Below are 26,491 nucleotides of genomic sequence, written 5' to 3'. Positions count from 1 at the left end.
GGGCGTCGCCTTCCCGTACTTCTGCAGCAGGCGCCGGTCCAGCGATCCGGCGTTCACGCCGATACGGATCGGGGTGCCCGCGTCGGAGGCCGCCTTGGCGATCTCCTTCACCTTGTCGTCGAACTGCCGGATGTTCCCCGGGTTCACACGGACCGCCGCACACCCCGCGTCGATCGCCGCGAAGACGTACTTCGGCTGGAAGTGGATGTCCGCGATGACGGGGATCTGCGACTTCTTCGCGATGACCGGAAGCGCGTCCGCGTCGTCCTGGGACGGGCACGCCACACGCACGATCTGGCAGCCCGACGCCGTCAGCTCCGCGATCTGCTGGAGCGTGGCACCGACGTCGGCCGTGACCGTCGTGGTCATCGACTGCACCGAAACGGGCGCGTCACCGCCCACGGCGACCGACCCGACCTGGATGCGCCGCGAGGGGCGGCGCACCGCGAGCGGCCGGGCCGGCACGCCGGGGAGCCCGAGGGACACGGGTCCCGCGGAGGCCACGGCCGTCAGCTCCGGTTCCCGGCGACGCTCTCGCGGGCCGCGCGGATCGACTCCTTCAGCGACCCCATGGTGGCGAGGACGGCGGTCGGCTCGTATCCGCAGTGGGCCATGCAGTTGTCGCAGCGCGGGTCCTTGCCGCGGCCGTACTTGTCCCAGTCGGTCTCCTCGATCAGCTCGCGGTACGTCGGGACGTAGCCGTCGCTCATCAGATAGCAGGGGCGCTGCCACCCGAAGAGGGAGTAGTTGGGGATCGCCCAGGCGGTGCAGGAGAAGTCGACCTTGCCCTCCAGGAAATCCAGGAACAAGGGGCTGTGATTGAGCCGCCAGCGCGCCCGGTTCCCCCCGGAGAAGGCCTTCTTGAAGAGCTCCCGGGTCTGCTCGACCCCCAGGAAGTGGTCCTGGTCGGGAGCCTTCTCATAGGCGTAGGCGGGCGAGATCATCATCTCGTCGACCTTCAGCTCGTCATTGAGGAAGTTGAGCACCTCGACGATGGTCTGCGGGGTGTCGGTGTTGAAGAAGGTCGAGTTCGTGGTGACCCGGAAGCCGCGCCGCTTGGCCTCCTTGATGGCCTCCACCGCCTCGTCGAAGACGCCCTCCTTCGCAACGGACTCGTCGTGCCGCTCGCGCAGCCCGTCGATGTGCACCGCGAACGCGAAGTAGGGGGACGGGGTGAACTTGTCCATCTTCTTGCGCAGGAGCATGGCGTTGGTGCAAAGGAAGACGTACTTCCGCTTCGCCACCAGCTGACGCACGATCTCGTGGATCTGCGGATGCATCAGGGGTTCGCCGCCCGCGATGGAGACCATCGGCGCCCCGGACTCCAGCACGGCGCCGACGGCCTGTGCGACCGGCATGCGCTGCTTGAGCACCCCGGCGGGGTGCTGGATCTTCCCGCACCCCTCGCACTTGAGATTGCAGGCGAAAAGCGGTTCCAGCTCGACGATCAGCGGGAACTTCTCGCGCTTCCTGAGCTTCTGTTCAAAAAGGTACGTTCCCACCCGGATGGACTGGCGGAGTGGCATGGCCATCTGGCTCACCTCCTGGGGAGCAGTAAAGAACGGTGCCATTCGATAAAAGCCGGGAGGACGGTGCGCAGAACCCGGAAAGCCGATATTCCACCGCGCAACGTCCCGATTCGGACGAGTTCATGCTCTGGAGCGTCCACGACCACCCGGACGGCCGCAACCGGGCGCGGCCCCGCACGCACGGCGCTTCGGAGTGTGGCCGCGGACTCCATGTCCACGGCGAGCGCGCCCGCGGCATGCAGGGCGGCCCGCTCCGCGCCGCGCACGACGTGGTCCGAGCCGACGAGGGGCCCGGTGTGGATGACGCGCCGGGGCACGGCACGGGCGAGCTCCTTGGCGAGCAGCTCGACGCCCGAGCACTCGGTGCTGCCCGTGCGGTCCCGGGTCTCGTCGGCGACGACCAGGTCGCCGGGGTGCATCCCCGGGGCCAGGCCGGCGCAGAAGCCCGTGGCCACGACGGCGGCCTCGCGCATCGCGGGGTCGCGCAGGGCCTGGGTGACGGCATGGTCCGCGGCTTGCGGTCCCATGCCGGTCCGCAGAACGGTCACGGGCCCGGCCGCCCCGCCCGGGCCGCCCCCGCGCAGGGCGAGGCGCTCGATGCCGAGCGCACAGGCGACCAGCAGCGGTGCGGGGCCGGGACTGCCCGTGCCGTTCGTCATCACGCCTCCAGGCGGTCGGGGGTGAACAGCTCCCCGTGCACGTAGCGGCCGAGGGCCGTGACGGGGAAGACCTGCCGGTAGAGGTGGTAGTTGATGGAGAAGTCCCAGGGGAATCCGGTGCCGGTGAAGTGCGGCTCGTCCCAGGACCCGTCCGCGCGCTGGGTCTCCACCAGCCAGGCCACGCCCCGCTCCACGGCCTTGCCCTCCCGCTCTCCGGCGGCGAGCAGGGCCATCAGGGCCCAGGCCGTCTGGGAGGCGGTGGAGGCGCCGCGCCCGATCCACTCGGGGTCGCGGTAGGAGCGCAGGTCCTCGCCCCAGCCTCCGTCGTCGTTCTGCACGCCCTCCAGCCAGCGCACGGCCCGGCGGATCGCCGCGTGCGAGGCGGGGATGCCGGCCGCGACGAGGGCGGGCACCACCGACCCGGTGCCGTAGACGTAGTTGACGCCCCAGCGGCCGAACCAGGCGCCGCTCTCCTCCTGTTCGGCCAGCAGCCACTCGACGCCGCGCCGCGTGCGCGGGTCGTGCCGCTCGCCGAGGAAGGCGAGCATCTCGACGACGTGCGCGGTGACGTCGGCGGACGGCGGGTCGACGACCTCGCCGAAGTCGCAGAAGGGCAGCCGGTTGGGCAGCGTGCTGGTGTTGTCCGCGTCGAAGGCGCCCCAGGCGCCGTTCTTCGACTGCATGCCCAGGTTCCAGCGGGCGGCCCGCCGGACGGCCGTCTCCAGGCGCGCGGGCTCGGGGTGCCGGACCCGCTTGAGGGCGAGCACGACCTCGGCCGTGTCGTCGATGTCGGGGTAGGTGTCGTTGTGGAACTCGAAGGCCCAGCCGCCCGGGGTCAGCCCGGGGCGGCGCACCGCCCAGTCGCCGGTGCGGTGGATCTGCTCGCCCAGCATCCAGTCGGCGGCCTTGACCAGCGCCGGGTGGTCGGGCGCCACTCCGGCGTCCGCGAGGGCGATGGTGGCCAGGCAGGTGTCCCACACCGGGGACTGGCAGGCCTCGATCATGCGGCTGCCGTCCTCGCGCCACACGGCGAAACGGTCCAGCGACTTGAGCCCCTCGCGCAGCACGGGGTGGTCCAGGTCGTAGCCGAGGAGGTGCAGGGCGATGATCGAGTAGACGGCGGGGGGCTGGATGCCGCCCCAGCAGCCGTCGTTCTCCTGGCGCTCGATGATCCAGCGGGCGGCCGAGTCGAGCGCGAGGCGGCGCAGGCGGCGCAGCGGGAACCGGCGGTAGTGGTGCAGGGCCTTGTCGAGCCGCTGGAAGACGCCGTCCCAGCCGGCCGCCGGGGCGAGCGGTCGCGGCGGGTTCGGCCGGGCCGGGTCGGTGTGCAGCTCGTCGAGCGCGAAGGGAGCGGGGCGCACGGGGCGCTTCGCGGAGACGACGGTCAGGGGCACGATGGTCTGCCGGGCCCACTGGCCGAAGTCGTAGAGGTTCAGGGGGAACCACTTCGGCAGGAACATGATCTCGGGCGGCAGTTCGGGGAGGTCCTCCCACTTCCACCAGCCGAAGAGGGCGAGCCAGATGCGGGTGAAGACCCGGGAGGCGGCGATGCCGCCCTGCTCGCGGATCCACGCGGAGGCGGCGGCCATGTGCGGGGCGTCGGGGGCGTCTCCGGCGAGCCGCAGGGCGACGTAGGCCTCGATGGTGGTGGAGAGCTCGCCGGGCCCGCCGAGGAAGGTGGCCCAGGTGCCGTCCGGGCGCTGCTCGGAGCGGATGTGGAGGGCGGCGGCGCGGGTGGTCCTCTCGTCCTGGACTCCCAGGAACTGACGGAGCAGCAGGTCTTCGGCGTCCATGGTGACGTTGGTCTCCAGGTCGCCCTTCCACCACCCCTGCTCGTCCTGGCGGGAGAGGAGGTGATCGACCGCGCGGGCCGTGGCCCGCTCCGCGGCGGCGAGCGCGCCGGGCGCCTCACCCTCCTGGAGCGGGGGCTGTGCCGTGCCGTGTGCCGTGTGCTGTTGCGCTGTGGTGCTGTCGGTGGCCGCGGCAGCGCGGGGCGGCAGGGCCCCGGTGCTTCCGTCGGTCGTCGCTGTCATGGTTTCCCCTTTTTTGCAGTGAGCTTCCTTCTCTGCCTTCCTGGGGGCTCCGTCGGCCGGCGCCGCAACACTGGCGCCGGCCGGCGACCGCGATCTGCTAGATCGGGTGAATAGGAATCATCTCTTTCGTACGACGACGAAGTCGGCGAGCGCCACCAGTTGGGCTCGGACTTCTGCGGGCATGTCAACTCGGTCGAGTGCGGCGATCGCGGTCGCGTGCTGGCGGCGGGCCTCCTGGGAGGTCCACTCCCGGCCGCCCGCCTCTTCGATCAACATCGCGCGGCTGGCGAATTCTTCCTCGTCGAAGTCGGCGAGCTGGGCGTCGCTGAGCTTGGCGTCGGCCGCGAGGATCTCCGCGAGCCGCTCGGAGGCGGAACCGCCGGCGTCGAGGGCCGCGACCACCGGCAACGACTTCTTGCGCTGGCGCAGGTCGCTCCAGGTCTGCTTGCCGGTGGCCTCCGGGTCTCCCCAGATGCCGAGCAGGTCGTCCACCGCCTGGAAGGCGAGGCCCAGGTGGTAGCCGTAGGCCTCCAGGGTGTCGGCCGTGTGGTCGTCGGCGCCGCCGAGGACGGCGCCGATGGAGACTGCGCAGGCGAGGAGGGCGCCGGTCTTGTTGCCCTCCATCTCCAGGCACTCCTCGACGGTGACCCGCTCGCGGTGCTCGTAGGCGATGTCCTGCGCCTGGCCGTCGATCAGCTTGCGGGTGGCGGTGGTCAGCCGCCGGGTGGCGCGGCCGGCCTCGACGGTGCCGAGCTCCAGCAGGATCTCGTTGGCGAGCGCGAAGAGGGCGTCGCCGACGAGGATGGCCTGCTCGGGCCCGTACACCTTCCAGACGGTGTCGCGGTGGCGGCGCTGTTCGTCGCCGTCCATCAGGTCGTCGTGCAGCAGGGAGAAGTTGTGCACGAGCTCCACGGCGACCGCGCCGGGGATGCCCACCTCCGGGGCGCGTCCGGCGGCCTCGGCCGAGAGCAGGGCGAGCGCGGGCCGGACGGCCTTGCCGCTGTCGCCGTGCGCCGGCCGCCCCTCGGCGTCGATCCAGCCGAAGTGGTAGGCGGCGACGGTGTCCATGGGCGGCGCGAGCCGGTCCACGGCGGCACGCAGCACCGGCGTGGCAAGCGTCCGTCCCCGCTCCAGCATGGCGTTGACGCCTGCAGTGTCGACAGCTGGGATCGCCGAAGTCACGGTCTCTCCTCTGGTGGTCGTGCTCGTGCGCGGCCCGGTCCGGGCACGCGACGCTTCATGGCTCGCCTCGGTCATACCGCCTCCCGCAAGGGGCTCTCGTGCGGTCGGCCGAGCTCGGAGAGTGCCGCACCCGCGGCGTGGACGCCGCTGCGCACAGCGCCCTCCATGGTCGCGGGCCAGCCGGTGGCGGTCCACGCGCCGGCCAGGTACAGGCCGGGCGTGTTCGTGCGGGCGGGCGGCCGCAGCCGGCCGACGCCCGGGGTGGGGGCGAACGTCGCTGTACGCTCCCGGGTCACGAAGAAGTCCCGGACGCCGGCGCCGCGTGCGGCGGGCAACAGCCGTTCCAGCTCGGGAAGATAGCGGGCCCGCAGCTCGGCCACGGGCCGGTCGATGTCGTCCTGCGCCGCCGACTGGGAGACCGCCAGGTACTGCCCGCCCTCTCCCCGCGCCGCGAGACCCGAGGAGTCCGTGCGGTCGAAGACCCACTGCACGGGCGAGCCCAGCGCGGTGAAGAACGGCTGCCGCAGGACCTTGCGGTCGTAGACGACGTGGAGGTTGAGGATGGGGGCGGTGCCGATCTCCAGCAGCCGGCCCGGCTCGTCCAGGGCGCCGTCGGGCAGCAGGGCGTGGGTCTCGCGCTGCGGCAGGGCGAGCACGACCGTGCCGGCCGTGAGCCGCTCGGCCGCACCGGGTCCCGTCTCGGCGTCGACCTGCCAGAGGCCGTCCGCGGCACGGCTGACGCCGGTGGCGCGGGTGCGCAGCAGGGTGCGCACGCCGGCCTTGTCGAGGGCGGCGCGGGCGCGGGTGTCGTGCAGCTCGCCGAGGGGGACGTGCGCCCAGCCGATGTCGGCGGCGCCGGGCTCGGTGAGCAGCGCGGTCTTGAAGACCATGGTGGCGAGGCCGAGCGAGGACTCGTCGGCGGTGGCGTTGAGCGTGGCCACGCCGATCAGGTCCCACAGCGCCTCGACGGTGCGGGCGGACTGGCCGTGGCGCCGCAGCCAGCTCGCGAAGTCCGTGCCGTCGAGGGCGGGGTCCTGCGGGTCGAGGCCGCGCAGGGCCAGCGCGGCGCGGCCCACCTGCGCGCGCTCGGCGAGCGAGAGGTGCGGGTACGTGGCGAGGCTCGCGGCCAGGTGCAGGGGGACGGGCAGGCCGGTGCGGCGCAGCCGGCCGAGGCGGGGCCTGCCGGAGGGGTGGCCGACGTCGAGGACGGGCACGTCGAGCCGGTCCTGCAGGGGCGCGAGGTGCAGCGCGTCGATCCGGTCGAGGAACGAGCTGTAGGCGGTGCAGCAGCGCAGGTAGACGTGCTGGCCGTTGTCGATGGTGAGGTCGCCGCGGCGGAAGGAGAAGGCGAGGCCGCCGAGCCGGGGCCGGCCCTCCAGGAGGGTGACGCGCACGCCGGCGTCGGCGAGCTCCAGCGCGGCCGTGATGCCGGCGAGCCCGCCGCCGACGACCACCGCGCGGGCGGCCGGGGCGCCGTCCCCGTCGGCGGGGCCGCGGCCGGGCCCGGTTGTCGTGGCTGTCATGTGCCCACCCCTTCGGCTGCTCTCAGGGACGTTTTCGCAGTGCGGAGGGTTGCGCGCCGTTTGCCGGCCCGGGTCAGGGGCATCAAGCGCGCCCCCCGGCGGTCCGCCGGTGGACGCTGCGGGCGTCGAGTCCGGACAGGCCGCGCACGGCGACGTAGACCTTCTCCCGGCCGGGCAGGGAGACCCGGCCGCGCAGGACCGCCTCGGGGTCCTCGGCGATGCGGTCGAGCAGCCGGCGGTAGATGCCGGCCATGGCGGCGACGCAGGCGCCGCTGCGCCGGTCGAGCATGGGCAGCAGCCGGGTGCCCTCGGCGAAGAGCGCGCGGGCGCGGCGGACCTCGAAGTGGACGAGGCCGGTGAAGTCGGCGCCGGCCGGGGGCCTGGCGGAGTGGAAGCCGTCGGCGCAGCCGAACTTCGCGAGGTCGTCGGAGGGCAGGTAGGTGCGGCCGTTGGCCGCGTCCTCGCGGACGTCGCGCAGGATGTTGGTGAGCTGCAGCGCCAGGCCGAGCGTATCGGCGTACTCCGAGGCGCGTGCGGCATCGTGCGCGCCGGGCACGGTGCCGAACACGCCGAGGGAGAGCCGGCCGATGGCACCCGCGACGCACCGGCAGTACACCGCGAGGTCGTCCCAGGTCTCGTACGACTCGCCGCGCACGTCCATCTGAACGCCGTCGATGAGTTCGTCCAGCCCGCCGAGCGGGATGGGGAAGCGGCGCGCGGCATGGCTGAGCGCGACGGCCACCGGGTCGGTGTCGTCCTCGGCGATCCGGCCCTCCCGGATCCGCGCGAGCAGCTCGCGCGTCTCCTCCAGCCGGCGGTGCTTGTCCGCCGCGTCCAGCGGCCCGTCCCCGATGTCGTCGACACGCCGTGAGAAGGCGTACAGCGCCGACATGGCGCGCCGCTTGGCGGTCGGCAGGAGCCGGATGCCGTAGCTGAAGTTGCCCGCCTGCTGCCCGGTGACCGCCTCGCAGTAGCTGTACGCGGCGAGCACCGGTGCGGACGCTTCCTGCGATCCGTTCACGGTCCCGCTCACCCCTCTCTTCGCAGTGTCGCTCCCACCTCGCGCAGCAGGCTGAGCTTGGTGGGCTTGGGCGGTCCGGGCAGTACGTCGTGTCCTGCGGCGGCGACCGCGCGGAGCGCGGCCCTCCCCCCGCCCACGAACCCCGCGAGCAACAGCTTCAACCTGCCGTGGACGCTACCCACCAGGGGGGTGCCTTCATTCAGCAGTTCCCCGGCGCGTTCCCCTTCGTACGCGACCAGGGCGCGCACCGACGCGCCGCCCGTCGGGCGCGCGAGGTCGGCCTCGGTGACGTGGAAGCGCTTCATGTCCTCGGCCGGGATGTAGACGCGGTCGCGTCCGAGGTCCTCGGCGACGTCCTGCAGGTGTTCCACGATCTGCAGCCCGGTGCAGACCGCGTCCGAGCGGCGGATCCGCTCGGGGCTGGCGGTGCCGGTGATGCCCAGGACGAGGCGGCCGACGGGGTTCGCGGACAGCTCGCAGTAGGCGAGCAGATCGTCGTACGTACCGTAGCGGCGGACGCGCTGGTCCTGCCGGTTGGCCTCGATCAGCCCCAGGAAGGGCTCCGGGGTCAGGCCGCACCGGCGCACGGTGGGCCGCAGGCGGCGCAGCAGCGGATGGCGGGGGCCGGTGCCGGAGCGGTCGAAGACGCGCCGCAGGTCCGCCTCGAAGGCGTCCAGCATCGCGAGCCGCTCCTCGCTCGTGTCGGCCCGCGACCCGGCGAGCCCCAGCAGCTGCGCGTCGCGCCCGCCGGGGGCGAGGTCGCCGTCGCCGATGTCGTCGACGAGGCGGGCGTACCCGTAGACGGCCATGAGGTCGTCCCGCCAGGCGCGCGGGAGGAAGAAGGGTGCCACAGGGAAGTTCTCGTGCGCGGCCTTGTCGAGCACGGCGCGCTCGTGCGCGTCCGTCCCCGCCGTCACCGCGGGCTGCCCGGACCGGGGACGGCGTGCACGCCTCGGGGCTGGAGAGTTTCCGTAGCCATTGCCGTCACATCTCCCGTTCTACACTGCCGACCCAGAACATCCTATTTCGGACACGCCGCAGGGTAGACACCCCCTTCGGCGCCCCCTGCTCCCCCTTCGGCACCCACTGTCCCGCCGTATCCGACGCCATCTCCGGAGCCGCGGATACACCGGTATCGCACGCTTCGCCGCAAATCAGCACGGTACAGCGTACGCCGCACACCTGTCCGACGCGCGGCCGGGTAGGTGCTTGATCCATACAATGCCACGCGAGCAACGAATCAACCCTGCCAATAAGCCAGTTGATCGTTACGGAAAGGTCAAGGCCCTCACCGGAGCGCACCGGCGAGGGCCCGCGGGGACCGGCCCGCGCCGGCCCGTACGGCCCTTAGCGGGCCGTCTCCTTCTCGTACGCCCGGACCACTTCCTCGGTCGGGCCGTCCATCAGCAGCTGTCCGTGCTCGAGCCACAGCACACGGTCGCAGGTGTCCCGGATCGACCTGTTGTTGTGGCTGACGAGGAAGACCGTGCCCGCCTGCTTGCGCAGCTCGCGGATGCGGGCCTCGGAGCGCTTCTGGAACGAGCGGTCACCGGTGGCCAGCGCCTCGTCGATCATCAGCACGTCGTGGTCCTTGGCCGCGGCGATGGAGAACCTCAGCCGGGCCGCCATGCCGGACGAGTAGGTCCGCATGGGCAGCGTGATGAAGTCGCCCTTCTCGTTGATCCCGGAGAAGTCGACGATGCCCTGGTAGCGCTCGCGGATCTGCTCGCGCGACATCCCCATGGCCAGACCGCCGAGCATCACGTTCTTCTCGCCCGTGAGGTCGTTCATCATGGCCGCGTTCACGCCCAGCAGCGAGGGCTGGCCGTCGGTGTAGACCTTGCCGCGCTCGGTGGGCAGCAGCCCGGCGATGGCCTTGAGGAGGGTGGACTTGCCGGAGCCGTTGGAGCCGATCAGGCCGATCGCCTCGCCGCGGTAGGCGGTGAAGCTCACGCCCTTGACGGCGTGCACCTCGCGCACGCCGGCCCCCGGCTTGCGCTTGACGATGCGGTTCAGGGCGGCGGTCGCGCTGCCGCGGCCGGTGTTGCCGCCGTAGACGCGGTAGACGATGTGGACGTCCTGCGCGATCACGGTGGGCACGCGGGCGGCGGTCTCGGCGGACGTCCCGGTGGAGTCCGCGGTGGGGTTCTGTTCAGCCACGGCCGTACTGCTCCTCAGCCTTCCAGAAGTACACGAAGCCGCCGGCGCCGACCACGACCGCCCAGCCGACCGCCAGCAGCCACACGTGCGGCGGCAGGTGGATGTGGCTGTGGTCGTCGATCAGGGACCAGCGCATCAGGTCGATGTAGACGGCGGCCGGGTTGGCGCTGAGCACGTCGACGACCCACTTCGGGGCGTGGGCCTTCTCCAGCGCCTCGACCATGTTGTACATCACGCCGGACGCGTACATCCACGTCCGCGTGATGAACGGCAGCAGCTGCGCCAGGTCGGGCGTCTTGCTGCCCGCCCGGGCCATGACCATCGCCAGGCCGGTGTTGAAGAAGAACTGCAGCACCAGGACGGGAACGATCAGCGCCCAGGACGGATCGGGCATGTGCCCGAAGCCGAGGAGAAAGAGGAACAGCACGCACATCGACAGCAGCAGCTGCTGGAGCTGCTGCATCGCGAAGGAGATCGGCAGGGCCGCCCGCGGGAAGTGCAGGGCCCGCACCAGGCCCAGGTTGCCCGAGATGGAGCGCACGCCCGCCAGCGCCGAGCTCTGGGTGAAGGTGAAGACGAAGACGCCGGTCACCAGGAAGGGGATGTAGGTGGCGATCCCCATGCCCTTGGACTGCTGCATGAGCAGACCGAAGATCAGCAGGTACACGCCGGCGTTCAGCAGCGGCGTCGCCACCTGCCAGACCTGGCCCAGCTTGGCCTGGCTGTACTGGGCCGTCATCTTGGCCCGGGAGAACGCGACGATGAAATGCCGCCGCGCCCACAGCTGCCGGGCGTACTCCGGCAGGCTCGGGCGGGCCCCGCTGACCGCGAGACCGTACTTCTTGGCCAGCTCGGCGGCGGACAGTCCGTCGTCGGGCGATGGCGGGGCACTCATGGCGACCGCACTGTCGTGCGTTGTCTCGCTCACAGTTGACACTTTCGTCCTCAAGGTGCGCTGCCGGGGGCTCGCCCCGGTCCGCGCCCGATGCTCATAGACAAGAGCTTGTCAGATCACGGGAGGCCGACCCAGCCGGGTCAGGCGCCACACGGTACGCCACTTCATGGGGCGCCGTGGACCACAGGGAGTCGTCCAGCCCTCCTTGAAGCCCCCGAACCAGGCCCGCAGCGCGGGCAGGGACGGCCGCCGGGCCAGGGTGAGCAGCAGCCACACCCCCAGGTAGACCGGGACCAGCGGGGCGGGGAGGTTGCGCCGGGCGAGCCAGACGCGGTTGCGGGCGACCATGCGGTGGTAGACCGCGTGGCGGCTCGGCGCCGTCGTCGGGTGGTGCAGCACCATGTCCGCGCGGTAGTCGATCATCCAGCCCGCGTCGAGGGCCCGCCAGGCGAGGTCGGTCTCCTCGTGCGCGTAGAAGAACTCGTCCGGCAGCCCGCCGACCTCGGCGAAGACCCGGGTGCGGACCGCGTTGGCGCCGCCGAGGAAGGTGGTCACCCGCGAGGAGCGCATCGGGTCGGAGGCGCGCAGCCGCGGCACGTGGCGGCGCTGGGTGACGCCCGTGTCGGGATCGGCGATCCGGAAGCTGATGATGCCCAGCTTGGGGTCGGCGGCGAACGCCTGCCGGCACAGCTCGGCGGTGTCCTGGCCGGGCAGGAGGCCGTCGTCGTCCAGGAACAGCATGACGTCGACCTCGCGCCCGGCGGGTCCGAACGCCTCGATGCCCACGTTGCGCCCGGCCGGGATGCCGACGTTCTCCGACAGCTCGACGGTGCGCACGGCCAGGCCGGGGACGGCGATCGGCGGCAGCGGGGAGCCGTTGCCGACGACGACGACCTCGATCGGGTCGCCGTCCTGCTTGGCGACCGACTCCAGCAGGGCGCGCAGCTCCGCGGGGCGGTTGCCCATGGTGAGGACAACCGCACCGACCTTGGCCGAAGGGGCGGAGGAAGCGTTCATCGGAGCCTGCTCGACGCGAGGATGGACACGAGGTGCAGCACAGTCTGCAGCACCGCGACGGCGGCGAGCAGGACCACCGCGACACGGGTGAACAGCAGGTCGCCGTGGACGAAGTCCGCGATGCCGGCCACCAGGATCACCAGCGACGCCTCGACGCCGCCGACCAGCCGGTGGAACTTCAGCGCGGCGGCGGCCCTGCGGGCCAGGGCCATGCCCGAGGAGCGCGGCGTGGCCGCGGAGTCCTCGGCGGCCGCCATGCCGCTGCGGGCGCGGGCCACGTCGACCAGGTCCGTCTCCGCCTTGATCAGGATGGCGCCGAGCGCGGCCAGCGTGCCCAGGAACGCCCATTGCCACTGCGTGGCCGCGCCGTCCTTGTGCAGGACGTCCGCCGCCCGGATGCCGAAACCGACCAGGAGGGCGGCCTCGGAGAGGTAGTGGCCCACCCGGTCGAGGTAGACGCCGGTCGTGGAGGTGACCTTGCGCCAGCGCGCGAGCTCGCCGTCCACGCAGTCCAGCAGCAGGTACAGCTGGATGAGCAGCGCACCGAGGATCGCCCCGGTGAGGCCCGGGATCACCAGGGCCGCGCCCGCCGCGACGCCGGCCAGGATCATCAGGCCCGTGTACTGGTTGGGCGTGAGCCTGGTGTTCAGCAGGACCCGGGTGCAGCGCAGGGAGATCTCGCGCATGTACAGGCGCCCGGCCCAGTGCTCGCCGCTGCGCCGGTCCTTCAGCCCGCCGGGGTGGACGACCGGGCGGAGTTCAGCTAGTGACGGTTTTGGCATAGTCGGCGTAAGCGTCCCTGATCTGGTCGGTGGAGAGCGCGAGGTGCTCCAGGATCGTGTAGCGGCCGGGGCGGGTCTGCGGCGCGTACTCCACGGCCGTGACGAACTCCTCGGCGCTGAAGCCGATCTCCTGCGGCAGCACGGGCAGGCCGTGCCGGCGCAGCACCTCGACCATCAGCGCGGACTCCTCGCGGGCACCGCGCAGGTGCATCGCGAAGGCCGCGCCGAGGCCGCACTGCTCGCCGTGGCTGGCCGCCCGCTTGGGGAAGAGCAGGTCGAAGGCGTGGTTGATCTCGTGGCAGGCGCCGGAGGCGGGGCGGCTGTCGCCGGCCACCGACATGGCGATGCCGGTGAGCACCAGGCCCTCGGCCAGCACCTGCAGGAAACCGTCGTCGCCGACGCCGCCGGGGTGGCGCAGCACGGCCTCGCCGGCCTGCCGGGCCATGGCGGCGGCCAGGCCGTCGATGTCCTCGCCGCGCTCGCGGGCGGCGAGCTCCCAGTCCGCCACGGCGGAGATGTTGGAGATCGCGTCGCCGATGCCGGAGCGCACGAAGCGGACCGGGGCCTCACGGATGACGTCGAGGTCGATGACCACGGCGATGGGGTTGGGCACGCCGTACGAGCCGCGGCCCGCGTCGTTGTCCAGGGTCGCCACCGGCGAGCACAGGCCGTCGTGCGAGAGGTTGGTCGCGACGGCCACCAGGGGCAGGCCGATGCGCGCGGCGGCGTACTTCGCACAGTCGATGATCTTGCCGCCGCCGAGGCCCACCACGGCGTCGTAGTGGCCGGACTTCATCGCGTCGGCCAGCTTGATGGCGTCGTCCAGCGTGCCGCCGCCCACCTCGTACCACGAGGCGCCGGGCAGCGCCGGGGCGAGCCGCTCGCGCAGCACCGCCCCGGAGCCGCCGCTGATGGCGACGGCCAGCTTGCCGGAGCTGGAGATCCGCTGATCGGCGAGGACGCTCGCCAGATCGTTGAGGGCTCCGGCCCGGATGTCGACGACGACCGGCGAGGGGATGAGCCTCGTCAGTACTGGCACGCGATCCCCCGGCCCTTGGCGAGGTCGTCGTGGTTGTCGATCTCGACCCACTGGACATCGCCGATGGGCGCCACGTCGATCTTGAAGCCGCGGTTGACGAGCTCCTGGTAGCCGTCCTCGTAGTAGAGGTCGGGGTCGCGCTCGAAGGTGACCTTGAGGGCGTCGGCCAGGTCGGCGGCGGCCTCGCCCTCGATCAGGGTGACGCCGATGTACTCGCCGGTGGCCTCGGCCGGGTCCATCAGCTTGGTGATCTTCTGGACGCCCTTGTCGGGGTCCACGACGACCTTCATCTCCTCGTCGGCGAGCTGCTTCACCGTGTCGAGGGCGAGGATGATCTTCTGGCCGTTGCCGCGGGCGGCGAGCAGGGTCTTCTCGACGGAGACCGGGTGCACGGTGTCACCGTTGGCGAGGATCACGCCGTCCTTGAGGGCGTCCCGGCCGCACCACAGGGAGTAGGCGTTGTTCCACTCCTCGGCCTTGTCGTTGTCGATCAGGGTGAGGCTCAGGCCGTACTTGGCCTCCAGGGCCTCCTTGCGGGCGTACACGGCCTCCTTGCGGTAGCCCACGATGATCGCGACCTCGGTCAGACCGATCTCGGCGAAGTTGGCCAGGGTGAGGTCGAGGATGGTGGTGTCACCGTCCACCGGCACCAGGGCCTTGGGCAGAGTGTCGGTGTAGGGACGCAGACGCCGTCCGGCGCCGGCGGCCAGCACGAGGCCGATCATGCGGGTTCTCCTGTTTCGTCGTGTACTGCGGGTGCCCCGGAGGACACCCAGAAGCGGATGCTCTCGCTGAGCACCACGAGGGCGATGGCGGCCGCGAGGACCGTCAGCGCGATGGTGAAACCTCGGCCGTGCCACAGGGCGGCCGCGATGGTGACCGCCAGGACGCGACCCTCGTGTCCGCCGATCGCCCGCACCAGCCGGTGCGGGGGCGCGCCGGTGCCGCCGCGGATGCGGTACACCGTGTCGTAGTGATGGTAGGCGACCGCGGCCACCAGGCCGAAAGCCGCAGGAAGGGCCCCCGGGGCGCCTGACTGCGCGGCCAGCCCCAGGATGATGCCGTACTCCGCACCGCGGAAGACCGGCGGGACCAGCCAGTCGAGGGGGCCCTTGAGGGGCTGTGCGACGGCGACACCGGCGAGGATCGCGTAGACCGCGGCCTGCAGGACGGCCCGCCAGGTGCCGCCGCTGCCGGTGACCAGCGGGCCGAGGAGCAGGCTGGCGGCGGCGAGGACGGCCCAGAAGGGTGCGCTGTAGGCCCGGCCGGGCACCGTGCGGCCCAGGCTGCCCGCCGCGACCTCGGCGATCGGGCCGGAGTCGGCGAGGTCGGCCAGCGCCTGCGCGGCGCGGTCCGTGCGTTTGGCCTTGCGGGTCAGGGAGCGCAGGACGCGGCCCGCGGTGGTGTAGCAGGCGGCGAAGGCGCAGCCGATCAGCAGCACGTAGAAGACGGTGCGGGGCGTGGTGAGCGCGGTGAGGACCGCGATCAGCGCCCAGCGCTCGCCGATGGGCAGCACGATCATGCGGCGGACCCAGACCGTCCAGCCGACGCTGTCGAGGCGCCCGGAGAGGGCCGCCGTCGGGCTCGTGTTGGCCGTGGCGTCGTGGTTCGCCTCGTTGAAGGCGAAGTCGACGACGTGCCGGCAGGTCATGAGGACCATCGCGCCGAGCGCGAGCGCCCACACGTCGTCGTGACCGCCGCCGCGGGACGCTCCGAGGGCCAGGCCCGCGTAGAAGGCGTACTCCTTGGCGCGGTCGAAGGTCGCGTCGAGCCAGGCGCCGAGCGTGGAGTACTGCAGGGAGTAGCGGGCGAGCTGGCCGTCGGTGCAGTCGAGGACGAACGAGAACAGCAGCAGCGCGCCGGCGGCGACGAAGCCGCCGCGGGTGCCGGTCGCCGCGCAGCCGGCCGCGATCAGCGCGGTCAGCAGGGAGGCGGTGGTGACCTGGTTGGGGGTGAGGCCCCGGCGGGCGCACCAGCGCGCGAGGTAGCGCGAGTAGGGGCTGATGCAGAAGGTGGTGAAGAAGCCGTCGCGGGACTTCACGGCGTTGCGCAGGCGCACCGCCTCGTCGTCGACGGCCGCGGTCTCGGCGAGGGTCTTCGCCCGCGCGTCGTCCCCGTCCGGGACGGTCGCGACGAGCACGCCGAGCTCGGGCCGGTGCACGGCGACGCCGCCGGCTTCCAGCCGGGCGGCGACGATGTCGGGCAGGCTCCCGGCGGCCGGGGCCCGGCCGGCGCCGGAAGGCGCGGAACCGGCAGGCTCTCCCGCTCGCGCGGAGGCCGGCCCGTCCACCCCGGACGGGCGGCGCCCGGGCTCTGCGGAGTCGGTGGGCTCCCCCGCCGCGGCGGGGGACGCAGGCTCCCGGCCGGCCGGGGTGGTGCCCGTGACCTCCCTGAGCGCGTGCGTCAGTGAGGCACGCGCGTCCGGCTGGGCGGTGAGGGCGCCCTCGACGGCGGCGGCCGGGAAGCGGGGGTCGGTCAGGGCCAGCCGCAGGGCGTGCACGTGACCCACGAAGCCGGGGTCCACCAGAGCGACGCGCTCGGTGGCCGGGACGGCGGCCAGCGCCCCTGCGGCGTCCTCCGTCACGCGGACGTCGAAGCCGAGGGACCGCAGGTCCTCCTCAAGGGAGGAGCCGGCGGGCGGCGTACCGGTGAGGATGGCGGTCGACAGACGAACTCACTCCTTGCGGCTGACATGGCCGCCTCGGGGCCGCGGGACGCGGCGGGCGGCAGTCGTGCCGGCGACCCCTGCGGGGGCGGCACGTCGGCAGAGGCTATCGGATCACCGGAAGGCCCCGTTCACCGCACGTGCGCCTCGCCGCCGGCAGGGCTCCACCATGGGGAGGACGCTCGGGCCGGGCATGCGGTTCCGGGCCGGGACGGTCCGGAACCGCCGAGCTGCGCCGTCGTGCCTTCCCGCCGCTGCGGCGGAAGGATTTGCGCCGGCGCACAGGGCGCCCCCAGCGGGGGCCGGGGCGGGACGCCACCGCGCAAGGCGCCCGCGGAATGCCCGCTCACCGGCTTCGAACGGACGTCGTGACCCGCCGTCCAGGCGCTAGGGTGCCGGTCATGACATGGCTGATCACAGGCGGTGCCGGATACATCGGATCGCACGTCGCCCGGGCGATGACGCAGGCCGGCGAGCGGGTCGCCGTGCTGGACGACCTGTCCGCGGGCGTGGCCGAGCGGCTGCCCGCGGACTGCGTGCTGGTGCGGGGCTCGGTGCTCGACCGCGAGCTGCTCGACCGTACGTTCGCGGAGCTGGGCGTGACGGGCGTGGTGCACCTGGCGGCGAAGAAGCAGGTCGGGGAGTCGGTGGAGAAGCCGCTCCTCTACTACCGGGAGAACCTGCACGGGCTGACCGTGCTGCTGGAGGCGGCGGTCGCCGGCGGGGTGCGCAGCTTCGTGTACTCCTCCTCCGCGGCCGTCTACGGCATGCCGGATGTGGACCTCGTCACGGAGGACACGCCGTGCGCGCCGATCAACCCGTACGGCGAGACCAAGCTGGCCGGCGAGTGGCTGGTGCGGGCCACCGGCAAGGCGCACGGCCTGTCCACGGCGTGCCTGCGCTACTTCAACGTGGCGGGCGCCGCGGTGCCGGAGCTCGCGGACACCGGGATCTTCAACATCATCCCGATGATGTTCGACCGGCTCACCCGGGGCGAGGCCCCGCGCATCTTCGGCGACGACTACGCCACGCCGGACGGCACCTGCGTGCGTGACTACATCCACATCGAGGACCTGGCCACCGCGCACCTGGCGGCGGCCCGCCGGCTGGCCGAGCGGACGGAGCCGGGCGACCTGACGCTGAACGTGGGCACCGGGGAGGGCGTCTCGGTGCGGGAGATGGCCGACCTGATCGCCGAGGTGACCGGCCGCACGGAGCCCGCGCCCCTGGTGGAGCCGCGCCGTCCGGGTGATCCGGCGCGTGTCGTGGCGTCGAACGAGCTGATCGCGAAGGAGCTCGGGTGGAGCCCCGCGCACGATGTGCGCAGCATGGTCGCTTCCGCGTGGGAGGGCTGGTGCCTGCACCACCCGGAGGCCCGGCAGGCTCTTCCGCGCGGCTGACGCGGGCCGCCCGGGAAGTGATCGCCGCAGGTCGGCGCGGTGGGCATCGCCGCAGGTCAGAGCACATGACAACGGTGTTCAGTGCCGCGTTGCCCGATACCCCCCGCCCGTAGTTCACTGGGTGCCCGGACGGCAGGAGCCGGCCGGGCGGGCACCCGTTTCTTAAGGCGGCATTCATGGGCGCAGGGCACGATCACGGTCACTCGCACGGAGGACCCCCGCCGGGCACGAGCGGCACGGCGGCCGCGGCCTACAAGGGGCGGCTCAGGATCGCCCTGGGCATCACGCTCACCGTGCTGCTGGCCTACGTCGTCGGCAGCGCGCTGACCGGTTCGCTGGCGCTCTTCGCCGAGGCGGGCCACATGGCGACGGATGCGGTGGGCGTCTCGATGGCGCTGCTGGCGATCCACTTCGCCAACCGCCCGGCGTCGAGCCGGCGCACCTACGGCTATGCCCGGGCCGAGATCCTCGCGGCGCTGCTGAACTGCCTGCTGCTGCTCGGCGTGGGCGGCTTCATCCTCTTCGAGGCGATCGAGCGGCTGGCGAACCCGACGGAGGTGCCGGGCGGGCAGACGGTCGTCTTCGGTCTCGTGGGCGTGGTCGCCAACGGGATCTCGCTGGCACTGCTGATGCGGGGGCAGAAGGAGAGCCTCAATGTGCGCGGGGCGTTCCTGGAGGTGCTCTCGGACGCGCTGGGTTCGCTCGCCGTGGTGCTCTCGGCGCTGGTGATCATGGCCACGGGCTGGACGCAGGCGGACCCGATCGCCTCGCTGCTGATCGCGGTGATGATCGTGCCGCGCACGGTCAAGCTGCTGCGGGAGGCGCTGGACGTCCTGCTGGAGGCGGCTCCCCGGAACGTCGACATGGACGAGATCCGGTCACACATCATGGCGCTGCCCGGGGTGCAGGACCTGCACGACCTCCATGTGTGGACGATCACATCCGGGATGCCGGTGCTCTCCGCCCACGTCGTGGTCGACCACCTGGCCCTGGACTCCACCGGGCACGAGAAAATGCTGCACGACCTGCAGGGCTGCCTCGGTGAGCACTTCGACGTGGAGCACTGCACCTTCCAGCTGGAGCCCAGCGGCCATGCGGAGCACGAGGCGAAGCTCTGTCATTGACGCCCCGGCCGGGTACGGCAGACTTGAGGGTCGAAGACCGACAACGAGGATGGTCAATGCCGATCACACCAGCCAATGGCCTCTCCGCCGACACCGCTGCTGCCCCCTCCCAGGAGGAGTCAGCCGAACCGATCATGCTGGAGCTGGTCGACGAGGACGGCAGAACCATCGGCACGGCGGAGAAGCTCTCCGCCCACATCGCCCCCGGCAGACTGCACCGGGCCTTCTCGGTCTTCCTCTTCGACGACGAGGGCCGGCTGCTGCTGCAGCGGCGGGCGCTGGAGAAGTACCACTCCCCCGGCGTGTGGTCGAACACGTGCTGCGGTCACCCGTATCCCGGTGAGCCCCCGTTCGTGGCGGCGGCCCGCCGCACGGGCGAGGAGCTGGGGATCGCACCCGCGCTGATGCGCGAGGCCGGAACCGTGCGCTACAACCACCCCGACCCGGCCTCGGGCCTGGTCGAGCAGGAGTACAACCACCTCTTCGTGGGAATCGTGCGGGCCGAGCCGCGCCCGGTCCCGGAGGAGATCGCGGAGACCGCGTTCGTGACCCCGGCCGAGCTGGACGCGCTGCGGGCGCGCCTGCCCTTCTCCGCGTGGTTCATGACGGTGCTGGATGCGGCGCGCCCCGTGGTGCGCGAGGTCACCGGGGACGCGGCGGGCTGGTAGGCGCGGGGAGCGGCAGGGCGGCCCAGACCACCTTGCCGCCGCTCGCGGTGTGCTCGACGTCGCACATGCCGCCGGCCTCGTCGGAGATGGTCTTGACCAGCAGCAGTCCGCGGCCGCCGATGCGCTCGTCGTCCGCTTCCAGGGGCTTGGGCCGGTAGGGGTGGTCGTCCTCGACGGCCACCCGGATCCAGTGCCGTCCGATGGAGACCTCCACGGCCACCTCGGGCGAGAGCAGTGCGGCGTGCTGGACGGCGTTGGTGACCAGCTCCGAGACGATCAGCAGCAGCCCCTGCAGCAGATCCTCGCAGAGCGGCACGCGCTGGTGCCGCAGGAGGTCGCGCACGGCGTGCCGTGCCCGGGGGACGGAGGAATGCAGCGCGGGAGCGGTGAAGCGCCAGGCTCCGTCGAACTCGACCGGGCGCCGGGGCGGGGCCTGCCCCGGGTCGGGCGGGACGCTCCCGAGGATTTCCATGTCCGATACCAACCCCTCACCATGGTCGACCGCAACCACGAGTGTTGGGAAGATGGGGGACCGTACCGGCGGGGTGACCACAAATCATCGGCTATCGACGGAGTTTGATCGTGTGCGTATGCCACGGTCACTGACGCGACTGATCCTGGCCGCCCTGTTCCACGCTCCATGAACGATCCGGAGCTCTTCGTTCCACCCCGGCGCCGGGGGAGCCCGCCGGCGCGTCCGGCGGGCCCGGATAGCATCCGGCGCATGGAGCCCGCACTTCACCTGGACGTCGCCGACGGCGTCGCAACGGTCCGCATCGCCAACCCCGCCAAACGCAACGCCATGACCACGGACATGTGGCGGGCCCTGCCGGAGCTGCTGGCGCGGTGCGCCGGCGACCCGGACGTAAGGGTGCTGGTGCTCACCGGCGAGGGCGGCACGTTCTGCGCGGGCGCCGACATCTCCACCCTGACCGAGGGGGCGGAGCGCTCGCGGGACCTCGCGATCGCGGCCGAGGAGGCGCTGGCGGCCTTCCCCAAGCCCACGCTCGCGGCCGTGCGCGGCCACTGCGTGGGCGGCGGCTGCCAGCTGGCGGCCGCGTGCGACCTGCGGTTCGCCGCCGAGGACGCGTCCTTCGGAGTGACCCCGGCGAAGCTGGGGATCGTCTACGGAGCCTCCTCCACGCGGCGGCTGGTGGAGCTGACCGGCCCCTCGGCTGCCAAGTACCTGCTCTTCTCCGGCGAGTTGATCGATGCCGCGCGGGCGCTGCGGACGGGCCTGGTGGACGAGGTGTGGCCGCCGGAGGCGCTGGAGAAGCGGGTGGCGGAGTTCGCGCAGGTGCTGGCCTCGCGCTCGCTGCTGACGCAGGCCGCGGCGAAGGAGTTCGCCGCGGGCCCCGCGGCCCCGGACCGGATCGCGCACTGGGCGGAGCAGGAGCGCGGCAGCGGCGACACCGCGGAGGGTGTCGCCGCCTTCCTGGAGCGCAGGCGGCCGCGGTTCACTTGGGCCGCGGACGGGCGGCCGGACCCCCGCGCCGGCCTTCCCGTCTCCGGCCGCTAGGCCGCCGGCCGCCCGGCCCCCGCTCGTTCAGCCGCCGTTCTTCCCGGCGAACTCCGCCAGGTCCACGGCCCGCCACTCGGCGACGAGGTCGGCCGGGGCCTTCTCCGGCGAACCCGCGTCGTAGGGCGGCTGGGGGTCGTACTCGATGAGCAGCTGGATGGACTGTGCGGCGCGGTCGCCGGCGATCCGGCCCGCGAGCGTGAGCCCCATGTCGATGCCGGAGGAGACGCCGGCGGCCGTGACGTACTTGCCGTCGGTGACGACGCGTTCGCCGGTCGCCTCCACCCCGAAGGCTGCGAGCCGGTCCAGGTTCAGCCAGTGACAGGTGGCGCGACGGCCCGTCAGCAGCCCGGCGGCGGCCAGGACCAGGGAGCCGGAGCACACGGACGTCGTCCACGTCGTGGTGCGGTCCACCTCCTGCAGCCACTCCCGGACGGGGCCGGGCGCCATCGGGCCACTCGGGTCGGGCCCGCCGGGCACGACGACGATGTCGGGGGCCGTGACCTCGGCGAGGGAGGCTTCGGCGACCAGGGAGAGGCTGCCGCTGTCGTTGCGCACGGGCCCCCGGCGCTCGGCGACCAGCACGGCCTCGGCGCCGGGGAGCGGGCCGAGGGTGTCGAACGGGCCGATGGCGTCGAGGGCGGTGAAGCCCGGGTAGAGCAGGAAGGCGATCTGCACGGTGGTCCTCGTTCCGGTGTGTCGGATGGATCGGATGCGTCGGATATGTCGGCCGGTCAGGCGGGGGTCAGGGGGCGGAAGCGGCGCCGGTACTCGGCGGGCGAGGTGCCGAGGGCGCGGACGAAGGCGCGGCGCATCGCCTCGGGGGTGCCGTAGCCGCAGGCGCGCGAGACCTCCTCGACACCGTCGGCGGCGTCCTCCAGCTGCCGGCGGGCGGCCTCCAGGCGCACCCGGTCGACGTAGCGGCCCGGCGTCATGCCGGTCTCGCTCTGGAAGGCGCGGGCAAAGTGCCGCGGGGAGAGGCCGGCGCGGGCCGCGAGCGCCTCGACGGACAGGTCGGCCGCGGGGTTCTCGACGACCCAGTGCTGGACGTCGCGCAGCCGCGGGCGGCGCGCCGTCTGGGCGGCGAGCGGGGCGCTGAACTGGGTCTGGTTGCCGGGGCGGCGCAGGAAGACGACGAGGTTGCGGGCGACGGCGAGCGCCCGATCGCGCCCCAGGTCGTCCTCGACGAGGGCGAGCGCGAGGTCGATGCCGGCGGTGACGCCCGCCGAGGTGACGACGTTCCCGTCGCGCACGTAGATGGGGTCCGGCTCCACCCGCACGGACGGGAAGCGCGCGGCGAGGGCGGCGCAGAACGCCCAGTGGGTCGTGGCGCGGCGGCCCTCCAGCAGGCCGGCCGCGGCGAGCAGGAACGCCCCGGTGCACACCGACACCACGCGCTCGGCGCGCGGCGCGTGCTCGCGCAGCCAGCCGATCAGGCGGGGGTCGGGGGCGCGGGTGCCCTCGCCGCCGGGCACCAGGAGGGTGTGCGGGGCGGGGGCGTCGTGGAGCGCGTGGTCGGGCACGAGGCGCAGGCCGCTGCTGGTCCGCACGGGGCCGCCGTCGAGGGTCGCGGTGCGCACGCGGTACATCGCGGAGCCGTCGCTCCGGCAGGCCGCGCCGGCGAACACCTCGGCGGGGCCGGTGACATCGAGGCTCTGGACGTCGTCGAAGAGGACGATCAGCACGGTGCGGCAGGGCGTGCGGTGGTGCGTCATGTCCTCCATGCTGGTCGCCCGCGGTTTTGTCCGCAATGACGAATACCCCACCTTTCCTGCCACCCCCGGCGGCTGCCCGCAGACCACTTCCCGCCGTACCGACCAGTCGGTAACGTGCGGGCATGACCTCACTCAACGGGCCCCTGCCCGAGCTCGCCGGACGCCGTTGTCACCAGTGGCTCAACACCCTCCACGCGACGGTGTACTTCTCCCCCGACTACCTGGGGGAGATGGCGGGCCTGGGCATCGAGGGCGACACCGCGGCGAACATCGCCGGGCGCACGGCGCCGCTCGGCCGCGTCGGCGCCGGGACGGTCACCGCGGCGTACTACAACTCCAAGTACGAAATGATCGCCCGTCATGTCCCGGGCGTCTGGGACGTCGTCTCTCCGCAGGAGGCCATCGCCGCACGGCTGCGCGCGGCCGACGCGACGCTCCGCAGGCTGCTCGGCGAGGACGCCGTGGCCGCCCCCGAGATGGCCGAGGCCGCGGAGCTCGCGCTGCGCGCCGCCGAGGGCTGCAGCCGCGGCGGCCGCCCGCTGTACTCCGCCCACGCCGACCTGCCCGTGCCCGCCACGCCGCACCTCGCGCTCTGGCACGCCGCCACCCTCCTGCGCGAGCACCGCGGGGACGGCCACATCATGGCGCTCGTACGGGCCGGTCTCGACCCGGTCGAGGCGCTCGTCAGCCACACCGCCACCGGCGGCGGCATGACCACCAAGTGGCTCGTCGCCACGCGCGGCTGGACCGAGGACGAACTCGCCGCCGGACGGGACCGGCTGCGGGCCCGCGGGCTGCTGGACGCGGAGGGCGAGCTGACCGAGGCGGGCGCCGCGCTGCGCGACGAGCTGGAGGCGGAGACGGACCGCCTCGACGCCGCGCCGTACGAGCACCTGGGAGCGGCGGGCGTCGAGCGCCTGACCGCCCTGGGCAAGGAGTACGCGAAGACGGCCGTGCTCGCGGGCGCGTTCCCCGCGGACCTGCTCGGCAACGCCTGACGCGGCGGCCCGGGCGGCCGCCGGCGGCGCCGCCGCGAGGCTCGCGCACCGCGGTGTCGGCGGCACCTGCCACAATGCAGACCGCAGCCCGAAGAGAAAGCGGAGCGTGATCGTGACGGCAATTGGTGCGTCGCCCGGGGCGTCGGTCGAAGGCAGGATCGCCGAGGAGCTCGGCGTGCGGGAGCGGCAGGTGAAGGCCGCGGTCGACTTGCTCGACGGCGGCTCGACCGTGCCGTTCATCGCCCGTTACCGCAAGGAGGCCACGGAGATGCTCGACGATGCGCAGCTGCGCACCGTCGAGGAGCGGCTGCGGTACCTGCGCGAGCTGGAGGAGCGCCGCACGGCGGTCCTGGAGTCCGTGCGCTCCCAGGGCAAGCTGGACGAGGCCCTGGAGGCGCGCATCCGCGCCGCCGACTCCAAGGCCCGGCTGGAGGACATCTACCTGCCCTTCAAGCCCAAGCGCCGCACGAAGGCGCAGATCGCCCGCGAGGCCGGGCTGGAGCCGCTGGCGGAGGGGCTGCTCGGGGACCCGGGCACCGAGCCGCTCGCCGCGGCCGCCGCCTTCGTCGACGCGGACAAGGGCGTCGCGGACGCCGCGGCGGCCCTGGAGGGCGCGCGGGCGATCCTCACCGAGCGCTTCGGCGAGGACGCCGACCTCATCGGCGAGCTCCGCGAGCGCATGTGGACGCGCGGGCGCGTGGCCGCGAAGGTGCGCGAGGGCAAGGAGGAGGCGGGCGCGAAGTTCGCCGACTACTTCGACTTCGCCGAGCCCTTCACCGAGCTGCCCTCGCACCGCGTGCTGGCGATGCTGCGCGGCGAGAAGGAGGAGGTCCTCGACCTCACGCTGGAGCCCGAGCCGGCGGAGGAGGCGGACCGGGCGGCCGCGGGCCCGAGCGCGTACGAGCAGATGATCGCGCAGCGCTTCGGCGTCGCGGACCGCGGCCGGCCGGCGGACAAGTGGCTGGGCGACACCGTGCGGTGGGCCTGGCGCACGCGCATCCTCGTCCACCTCGGGATCGACCTGCGGCTGCGGCTGCGCCAGGCCGCCGAGGACGAGGCGGTCCGCGTCTTCGCGGCGAACCTGCGCGACCTGCTGCTCGCCGCCCCGGCCGGCACGCGCGCCACGATGGGCCTCGACCCCGGCTTCCGCACGGGCGTGAAGGTCGCCGTCGTGGACGCGACGGGCAAGGTCGCGGCCACCGAGACCATCTACCCGCACGTCCCGCAGAACAAGTGGGACGCCTCGCTCGCCACGCTGGCCCGGCTCGCCCGGGAGCACGGCGTGGAGCTCGTCGCCATCGGCAACGGCACCGCCTCCCGCGAGACGGACCGGCTGGCGGCCGACCTGATCACCCGTCACCCGGAGCTGAAGCTCACCAAGGTGATGGTCTCCGAGGCCGGCGCCTCGGTCTACTCCGCCTCCGCGTTCGCCTCCCAGGAGCTGCCCGGGCTGGACGTCTCGCTGCGCGGCGCGGTCTCGATCGCCCGCCGCCTGCAGGACCCGCTCGCCGAGCTCGTCAAGATCGACCCCAAGTCGATCGGCGTCGGCCAGTACCAGCACGACCTGTCCGAGGTGAAGCTCTCCCGCTCGCTCGACGCCGTCGTGGAGGACTGCGTCAACGGCGTCGGCGTCGACGTGAACACCGCGTCCGCGCCGCTGCTCGCGCGCGTCTCCGGCATCAGCTCCGGCCTCGCCGAGAACATCGTCGCCCACCGCGACTCCAACGGCCCCTTCCGGTCCCGCCGGGCGCTGAAGGACGTGGCCCGGCTCGGCCCGAAGGCCTACGAGCAGTGCGCGGGCTTCCTGCGCATCCGCGGCGGGGACGACCCGCTGGACGCCTCCAGCGTCCACCCCGAGGCGTATCCGGTGGTGCGGAAGATGGTCAAGAGCACGGGCGGCGCGGTCGCCTCCCTCGTCGGCAACACCTCCGTGCTGCGCTCCCTGCGCCCGGAGGAGTTCGTCGACGACACCTTCGGCCTGCCGACGGTCACCGACATCCTGCGCGAGCTGGAGAAGCCCGGCCGCGACCCGCGGCCCGCGTTCAAGACAGCCAGCTTCAAGGAGGGCGTCGAGAAGATCGGCGACCTGGAGCCGGGGATGATCCTGGAGGGCGTCGTCACCAACGTGGCCGCGTTCGGGGCGTTCGTGGACGTGGGCGTCCACCAGGACGGCCTGGTGCACGTCTCGGCCATGTCCCGGACGTTCGTGAAGGACCCGCGGGACGTGGTCAAGCCCGGCGACATCGTGCGGGTCAAGGTCATGGACGTCGACATCCCGCGCAAGCGGATCTCGCTGACGCTGCGGCTCGACGACGAGGCGGGGTCGCCGTCCGGCGGGTCCGGCGCGTCCGGCGGGGGCGCCGCCTCCGGCGGCGGCGGTGGGCGGCCGCGCCCCGAGCGGGGCTCCGGCCGCCGGGGTGCGGGGGCGCCCGCGCAGCGCCGCGGCAACTCCCGCGAGCGCGAGCCCGCACCGCCGGTGAACGACGCGATGGCGGAGGCCCTGCGCAGGGCGGGTCTGCGCTAGGACGACCGCGAGCCGGGGCGCCCTCTCCTACGGGGAGG

At 72.9% G+C, this 26,491-nt stretch carries 24 protein-coding genes; 6 read left to right on the top strand and 18 right to left on the bottom strand.

Annotated features, from left to right (window positions below; genetic code table 11):
• The 15 genes from ACFPP6_RS33550 to ACFPP6_RS33480 form a co-directional block, all read right to left on the bottom strand.
• The coding region (locus tag ACFPP6_RS33550) for a flavodoxin-dependent (E)-4-hydroxy-3-methylbut-2-enyl-diphosphate synthase (protein WP_382050329.1) at positions 1-504 on the bottom strand (504 nt) is incomplete at its 3' end.
• 5 nt (positions 505-509) lie between these two features.
• Complete coding sequence (hpnH, locus tag ACFPP6_RS33545; RefSeq protein ID WP_058042620.1) at positions 510-1,532, bottom strand: adenosyl-hopene transferase HpnH; 1,023 nt, start codon at positions 1,530-1,532, stop codon at positions 510-512.
• Between the two features lie 5 nt (positions 1,533-1,537).
• The gene (locus ACFPP6_RS33540; RefSeq protein WP_382050327.1) at positions 1,538-2,188 is read right to left on the bottom strand and encodes a phosphorylase family protein; all 651 of its coding nucleotides are present in this window, start codon (positions 2,186-2,188) and stop codon (positions 1,538-1,540) included.
• Entirely contained in the window at positions 2,188-4,221 is a 2,034-nt protein-coding gene (gene shc / locus ACFPP6_RS33535; protein ID WP_382050325.1) for a squalene--hopene cyclase, read from the bottom strand. Before shc ends, ACFPP6_RS33540 begins: the two co-directional genes overlap by 1 nt.
• Positions 4,222-4,338: 117 nt before the next feature.
• Positions 4,339-5,358, bottom strand: coding sequence for a polyprenyl synthetase family protein (locus tag ACFPP6_RS33530; protein ID WP_382050341.1), 1,020 nt, complete (start codon positions 5,356-5,358; stop codon positions 4,339-4,341).
• 116 nt (positions 5,359-5,474) lie between these two features.
• Positions 5,475-6,926, bottom strand: a complete 1,452-nt coding sequence (gene hpnE / locus ACFPP6_RS33525; protein WP_382050323.1) for a hydroxysqualene dehydroxylase HpnE — start codon at positions 6,924-6,926, stop codon at positions 5,475-5,477.
• A gap of 82 nt (positions 6,927-7,008) precedes the next feature.
• A complete protein-coding gene (gene hpnD, locus ACFPP6_RS33520; protein ID WP_382050321.1) occupies positions 7,009-7,959 on the bottom strand; it encodes a presqualene diphosphate synthase HpnD in 951 nt (316 codons plus the stop codon).
• Positions 7,956-8,831: a squalene synthase HpnC gene (hpnC, locus tag ACFPP6_RS33515; protein WP_382050339.1), complete on the bottom strand. Its 876-nt coding sequence runs from the start codon at positions 8,829-8,831 to the stop codon at positions 7,956-7,958. Before hpnC ends, hpnD begins: the two co-directional genes overlap by 4 nt.
• A gap of 463 nt (positions 8,832-9,294) precedes the next feature.
• Positions 9,295-10,107, bottom strand: a complete 813-nt coding sequence (locus ACFPP6_RS33510; protein ID WP_382050319.1) for an ABC transporter ATP-binding protein — start codon at positions 10,105-10,107, stop codon at positions 9,295-9,297.
• Positions 10,100-11,035: an ABC transporter permease gene (locus ACFPP6_RS33505; protein WP_382050317.1), complete on the bottom strand. Its 936-nt coding sequence runs from the start codon at positions 11,033-11,035 to the stop codon at positions 10,100-10,102. Before ACFPP6_RS33505 ends, ACFPP6_RS33510 begins: the two co-directional genes overlap by 8 nt.
• A gap of 78 nt (positions 11,036-11,113) precedes the next feature.
• A complete protein-coding gene (locus tag ACFPP6_RS33500) occupies positions 11,114-12,019 on the bottom strand; it encodes a glycosyltransferase family 2 protein (protein WP_382050315.1) in 906 nt (301 codons plus the stop codon).
• Positions 12,016-12,801 (bottom strand): CDP-alcohol phosphatidyltransferase family protein, encoded by a 786-nt coding sequence (locus tag ACFPP6_RS33495; RefSeq protein WP_382050313.1) that lies wholly within the window; start codon positions 12,799-12,801, stop codon positions 12,016-12,018. Before ACFPP6_RS33495 ends, ACFPP6_RS33500 begins: the two co-directional genes overlap by 4 nt.
• Entirely contained in the window at positions 12,779-13,840 is a 1,062-nt protein-coding gene (locus ACFPP6_RS33490; protein WP_058042609.1) for an iron-containing alcohol dehydrogenase family protein, read from the bottom strand. The genes ACFPP6_RS33495 and ACFPP6_RS33490 overlap by 23 nt, the downstream gene beginning before the upstream one ends.
• Positions 13,828-14,565: a phosphocholine cytidylyltransferase family protein gene (locus ACFPP6_RS33485; RefSeq protein ID WP_058042608.1), complete on the bottom strand. Its 738-nt coding sequence runs from the start codon at positions 14,563-14,565 to the stop codon at positions 13,828-13,830. Before ACFPP6_RS33485 ends, ACFPP6_RS33490 begins: the two co-directional genes overlap by 13 nt.
• Positions 14,562-16,508, bottom strand: a complete 1,947-nt coding sequence (locus ACFPP6_RS33480) for a DUF5941 domain-containing protein (RefSeq protein WP_382050337.1) — start codon at positions 16,506-16,508, stop codon at positions 14,562-14,564. Before ACFPP6_RS33480 ends, ACFPP6_RS33485 begins: the two co-directional genes overlap by 4 nt.
• A gap of 398 nt (positions 16,509-16,906) precedes the next feature.
• Between ACFPP6_RS33480 and galE the strand changes: the two genes are divergently transcribed.
• The 3 genes from galE (at position 16,907) to idi (ending at position 19,697) form a co-directional block, all read left to right on the top strand.
• A complete protein-coding gene (gene galE / locus ACFPP6_RS33475; protein ID WP_382050310.1) occupies positions 16,907-17,905 on the top strand; it encodes a UDP-glucose 4-epimerase GalE in 999 nt (332 codons plus the stop codon).
• 176 nt (positions 17,906-18,081) lie between these two features.
• Positions 18,082-19,029: a cation diffusion facilitator family transporter gene (locus ACFPP6_RS33470; RefSeq protein ID WP_382050308.1), complete on the top strand. Its 948-nt coding sequence runs from the start codon at positions 18,082-18,084 to the stop codon at positions 19,027-19,029.
• Between the two features lie 56 nt (positions 19,030-19,085).
• Positions 19,086-19,697, top strand: a complete 612-nt coding sequence (idi, locus tag ACFPP6_RS33465) for an isopentenyl-diphosphate Delta-isomerase (RefSeq protein ID WP_382050306.1) — start codon at positions 19,086-19,088, stop codon at positions 19,695-19,697.
• Here the strand turns inward: idi and ACFPP6_RS33460 are convergent.
• Positions 19,672-20,169: an ATP-binding protein gene (locus ACFPP6_RS33460; protein WP_058042604.1), complete on the bottom strand. Its 498-nt coding sequence runs from the start codon at positions 20,167-20,169 to the stop codon at positions 19,672-19,674. The genes idi and ACFPP6_RS33460 overlap by 26 nt on opposite strands.
• A gap of 252 nt (positions 20,170-20,421) precedes the next feature.
• Between ACFPP6_RS33460 and ACFPP6_RS33455 the strand changes: the two genes are divergently transcribed.
• A complete protein-coding gene (locus ACFPP6_RS33455) occupies positions 20,422-21,216 on the top strand; it encodes an enoyl-CoA hydratase/isomerase family protein (protein ID WP_382050304.1) in 795 nt (264 codons plus the stop codon).
• A gap of 27 nt (positions 21,217-21,243) precedes the next feature.
• Here the strand turns inward: ACFPP6_RS33455 and ACFPP6_RS33450 are convergent, their stop codons facing one another.
• A complete protein-coding gene (locus ACFPP6_RS33450) occupies positions 21,244-21,894 on the bottom strand; it encodes a DJ-1/PfpI family protein (RefSeq protein WP_382050302.1) in 651 nt (216 codons plus the stop codon).
• 56 nt (positions 21,895-21,950) lie between these two features.
• On the bottom strand, positions 21,951-22,931 hold the full coding sequence (locus ACFPP6_RS33445) for a GlxA family transcriptional regulator (protein WP_382050300.1): 981 nt from the start codon (positions 22,929-22,931) through the stop codon (positions 21,951-21,953).
• A gap of 122 nt (positions 22,932-23,053) precedes the next feature.
• On the opposite strand from ACFPP6_RS33445, the gene ACFPP6_RS33440 reads away from it, so the two are divergent.
• Together ACFPP6_RS33440 and ACFPP6_RS33435 are read left to right on the top strand one after the other, a co-directional pair.
• Positions 23,054-23,929, top strand: a complete 876-nt coding sequence (locus tag ACFPP6_RS33440; protein ID WP_382050298.1) for an SCO6745 family protein — start codon at positions 23,054-23,056, stop codon at positions 23,927-23,929.
• A 112-nt stretch (positions 23,930-24,041) separates the two neighbouring features.
• Positions 24,042-26,453, top strand: coding sequence for a Tex family protein (locus ACFPP6_RS33435; RefSeq protein ID WP_382050296.1), 2,412 nt, complete (start codon positions 24,042-24,044; stop codon positions 26,451-26,453).
• Positions 26,454-26,491 lie beyond the last annotated feature (38 nt).

It is taken from the genome of Streptomyces aureoversilis (genome assembly GCF_042657885.1).
Classification (GTDB): Bacteria; Actinomycetota; Actinomycetes; order Streptomycetales; family Streptomycetaceae; genus Streptomyces; species Streptomyces aureoversilis.
This window is presented reverse-complemented; position numbering and strand designations above follow the sequence as displayed.

Bases quoted from the DNA above. Each gene is read 5' to 3' on its own strand.
- ACFPP6_RS33485 (WP_058042608.1), bottom strand. From the start codon at position 14,565: ATGATCGGCCTCGTGCTGGCCGCCGGCGCCGGACGGCGTCTGCGTCCC.
- ACFPP6_RS33540 (WP_382050327.1), bottom strand. From the start codon at position 2,188: ATGACGAACGGCACGGGCAGTCCCGGCCCCGCACCGCTGCTGGTCGCC.
- shc (WP_382050325.1), bottom strand. From the start codon at position 4,221: ATGACAGCGACGACCGACGGAAGCACCGGGGCCCTGCCGCCCCGCGCT.
- idi (WP_382050306.1), top strand. From the start codon at position 19,086: ATGCCGATCACACCAGCCAATGGCCTCTCCGCCGACACCGCTGCTGCC.
- hpnE (WP_382050323.1), bottom strand. From the start codon at position 6,926: ATGACAGCCACGACAACCGGGCCCGGCCGCGGCCCCGCCGACGGGGAC.
- galE (WP_382050310.1), top strand. From the start codon at position 16,907: ATGACATGGCTGATCACAGGCGGTGCCGGATACATCGGATCGCACGTC.
- ACFPP6_RS33460 (WP_058042604.1), bottom strand. From the start codon at position 20,169: ATGGAAATCCTCGGGAGCGTCCCGCCCGACCCGGGGCAGGCCCCGCCC.
- ACFPP6_RS33530 (WP_382050341.1), bottom strand. From the start codon at position 5,358: ATGCTGGAGCGGGGACGGACGCTTGCCACGCCGGTGCTGCGTGCCGCC.
- ACFPP6_RS33495 (WP_382050313.1), bottom strand. From the start codon at position 12,801: ATGCCAAAACCGTCACTAGCTGAACTCCGCCCGGTCGTCCACCCCGGC.
- ACFPP6_RS33455 (WP_382050304.1), top strand. From the start codon at position 20,422: ATGGAGCCCGCACTTCACCTGGACGTCGCCGACGGCGTCGCAACGGTC.
- ACFPP6_RS33440 (WP_382050298.1), top strand. From the start codon at position 23,054: ATGACCTCACTCAACGGGCCCCTGCCCGAGCTCGCCGGACGCCGTTGT.
- ACFPP6_RS33500 (WP_382050315.1), bottom strand. From the start codon at position 12,019: ATGAACGCTTCCTCCGCCCCTTCGGCCAAGGTCGGTGCGGTTGTCCTC.
- ACFPP6_RS33470 (WP_382050308.1), top strand. From the start codon at position 18,082: ATGGGCGCAGGGCACGATCACGGTCACTCGCACGGAGGACCCCCGCCG.
- hpnH (WP_058042620.1), bottom strand. From the start codon at position 1,532: ATGGCCATGCCACTCCGCCAGTCCATCCGGGTGGGAACGTACCTTTTT.
- ACFPP6_RS33445 (WP_382050300.1), bottom strand. From the start codon at position 22,931: ATGACGCACCACCGCACGCCCTGCCGCACCGTGCTGATCGTCCTCTTC.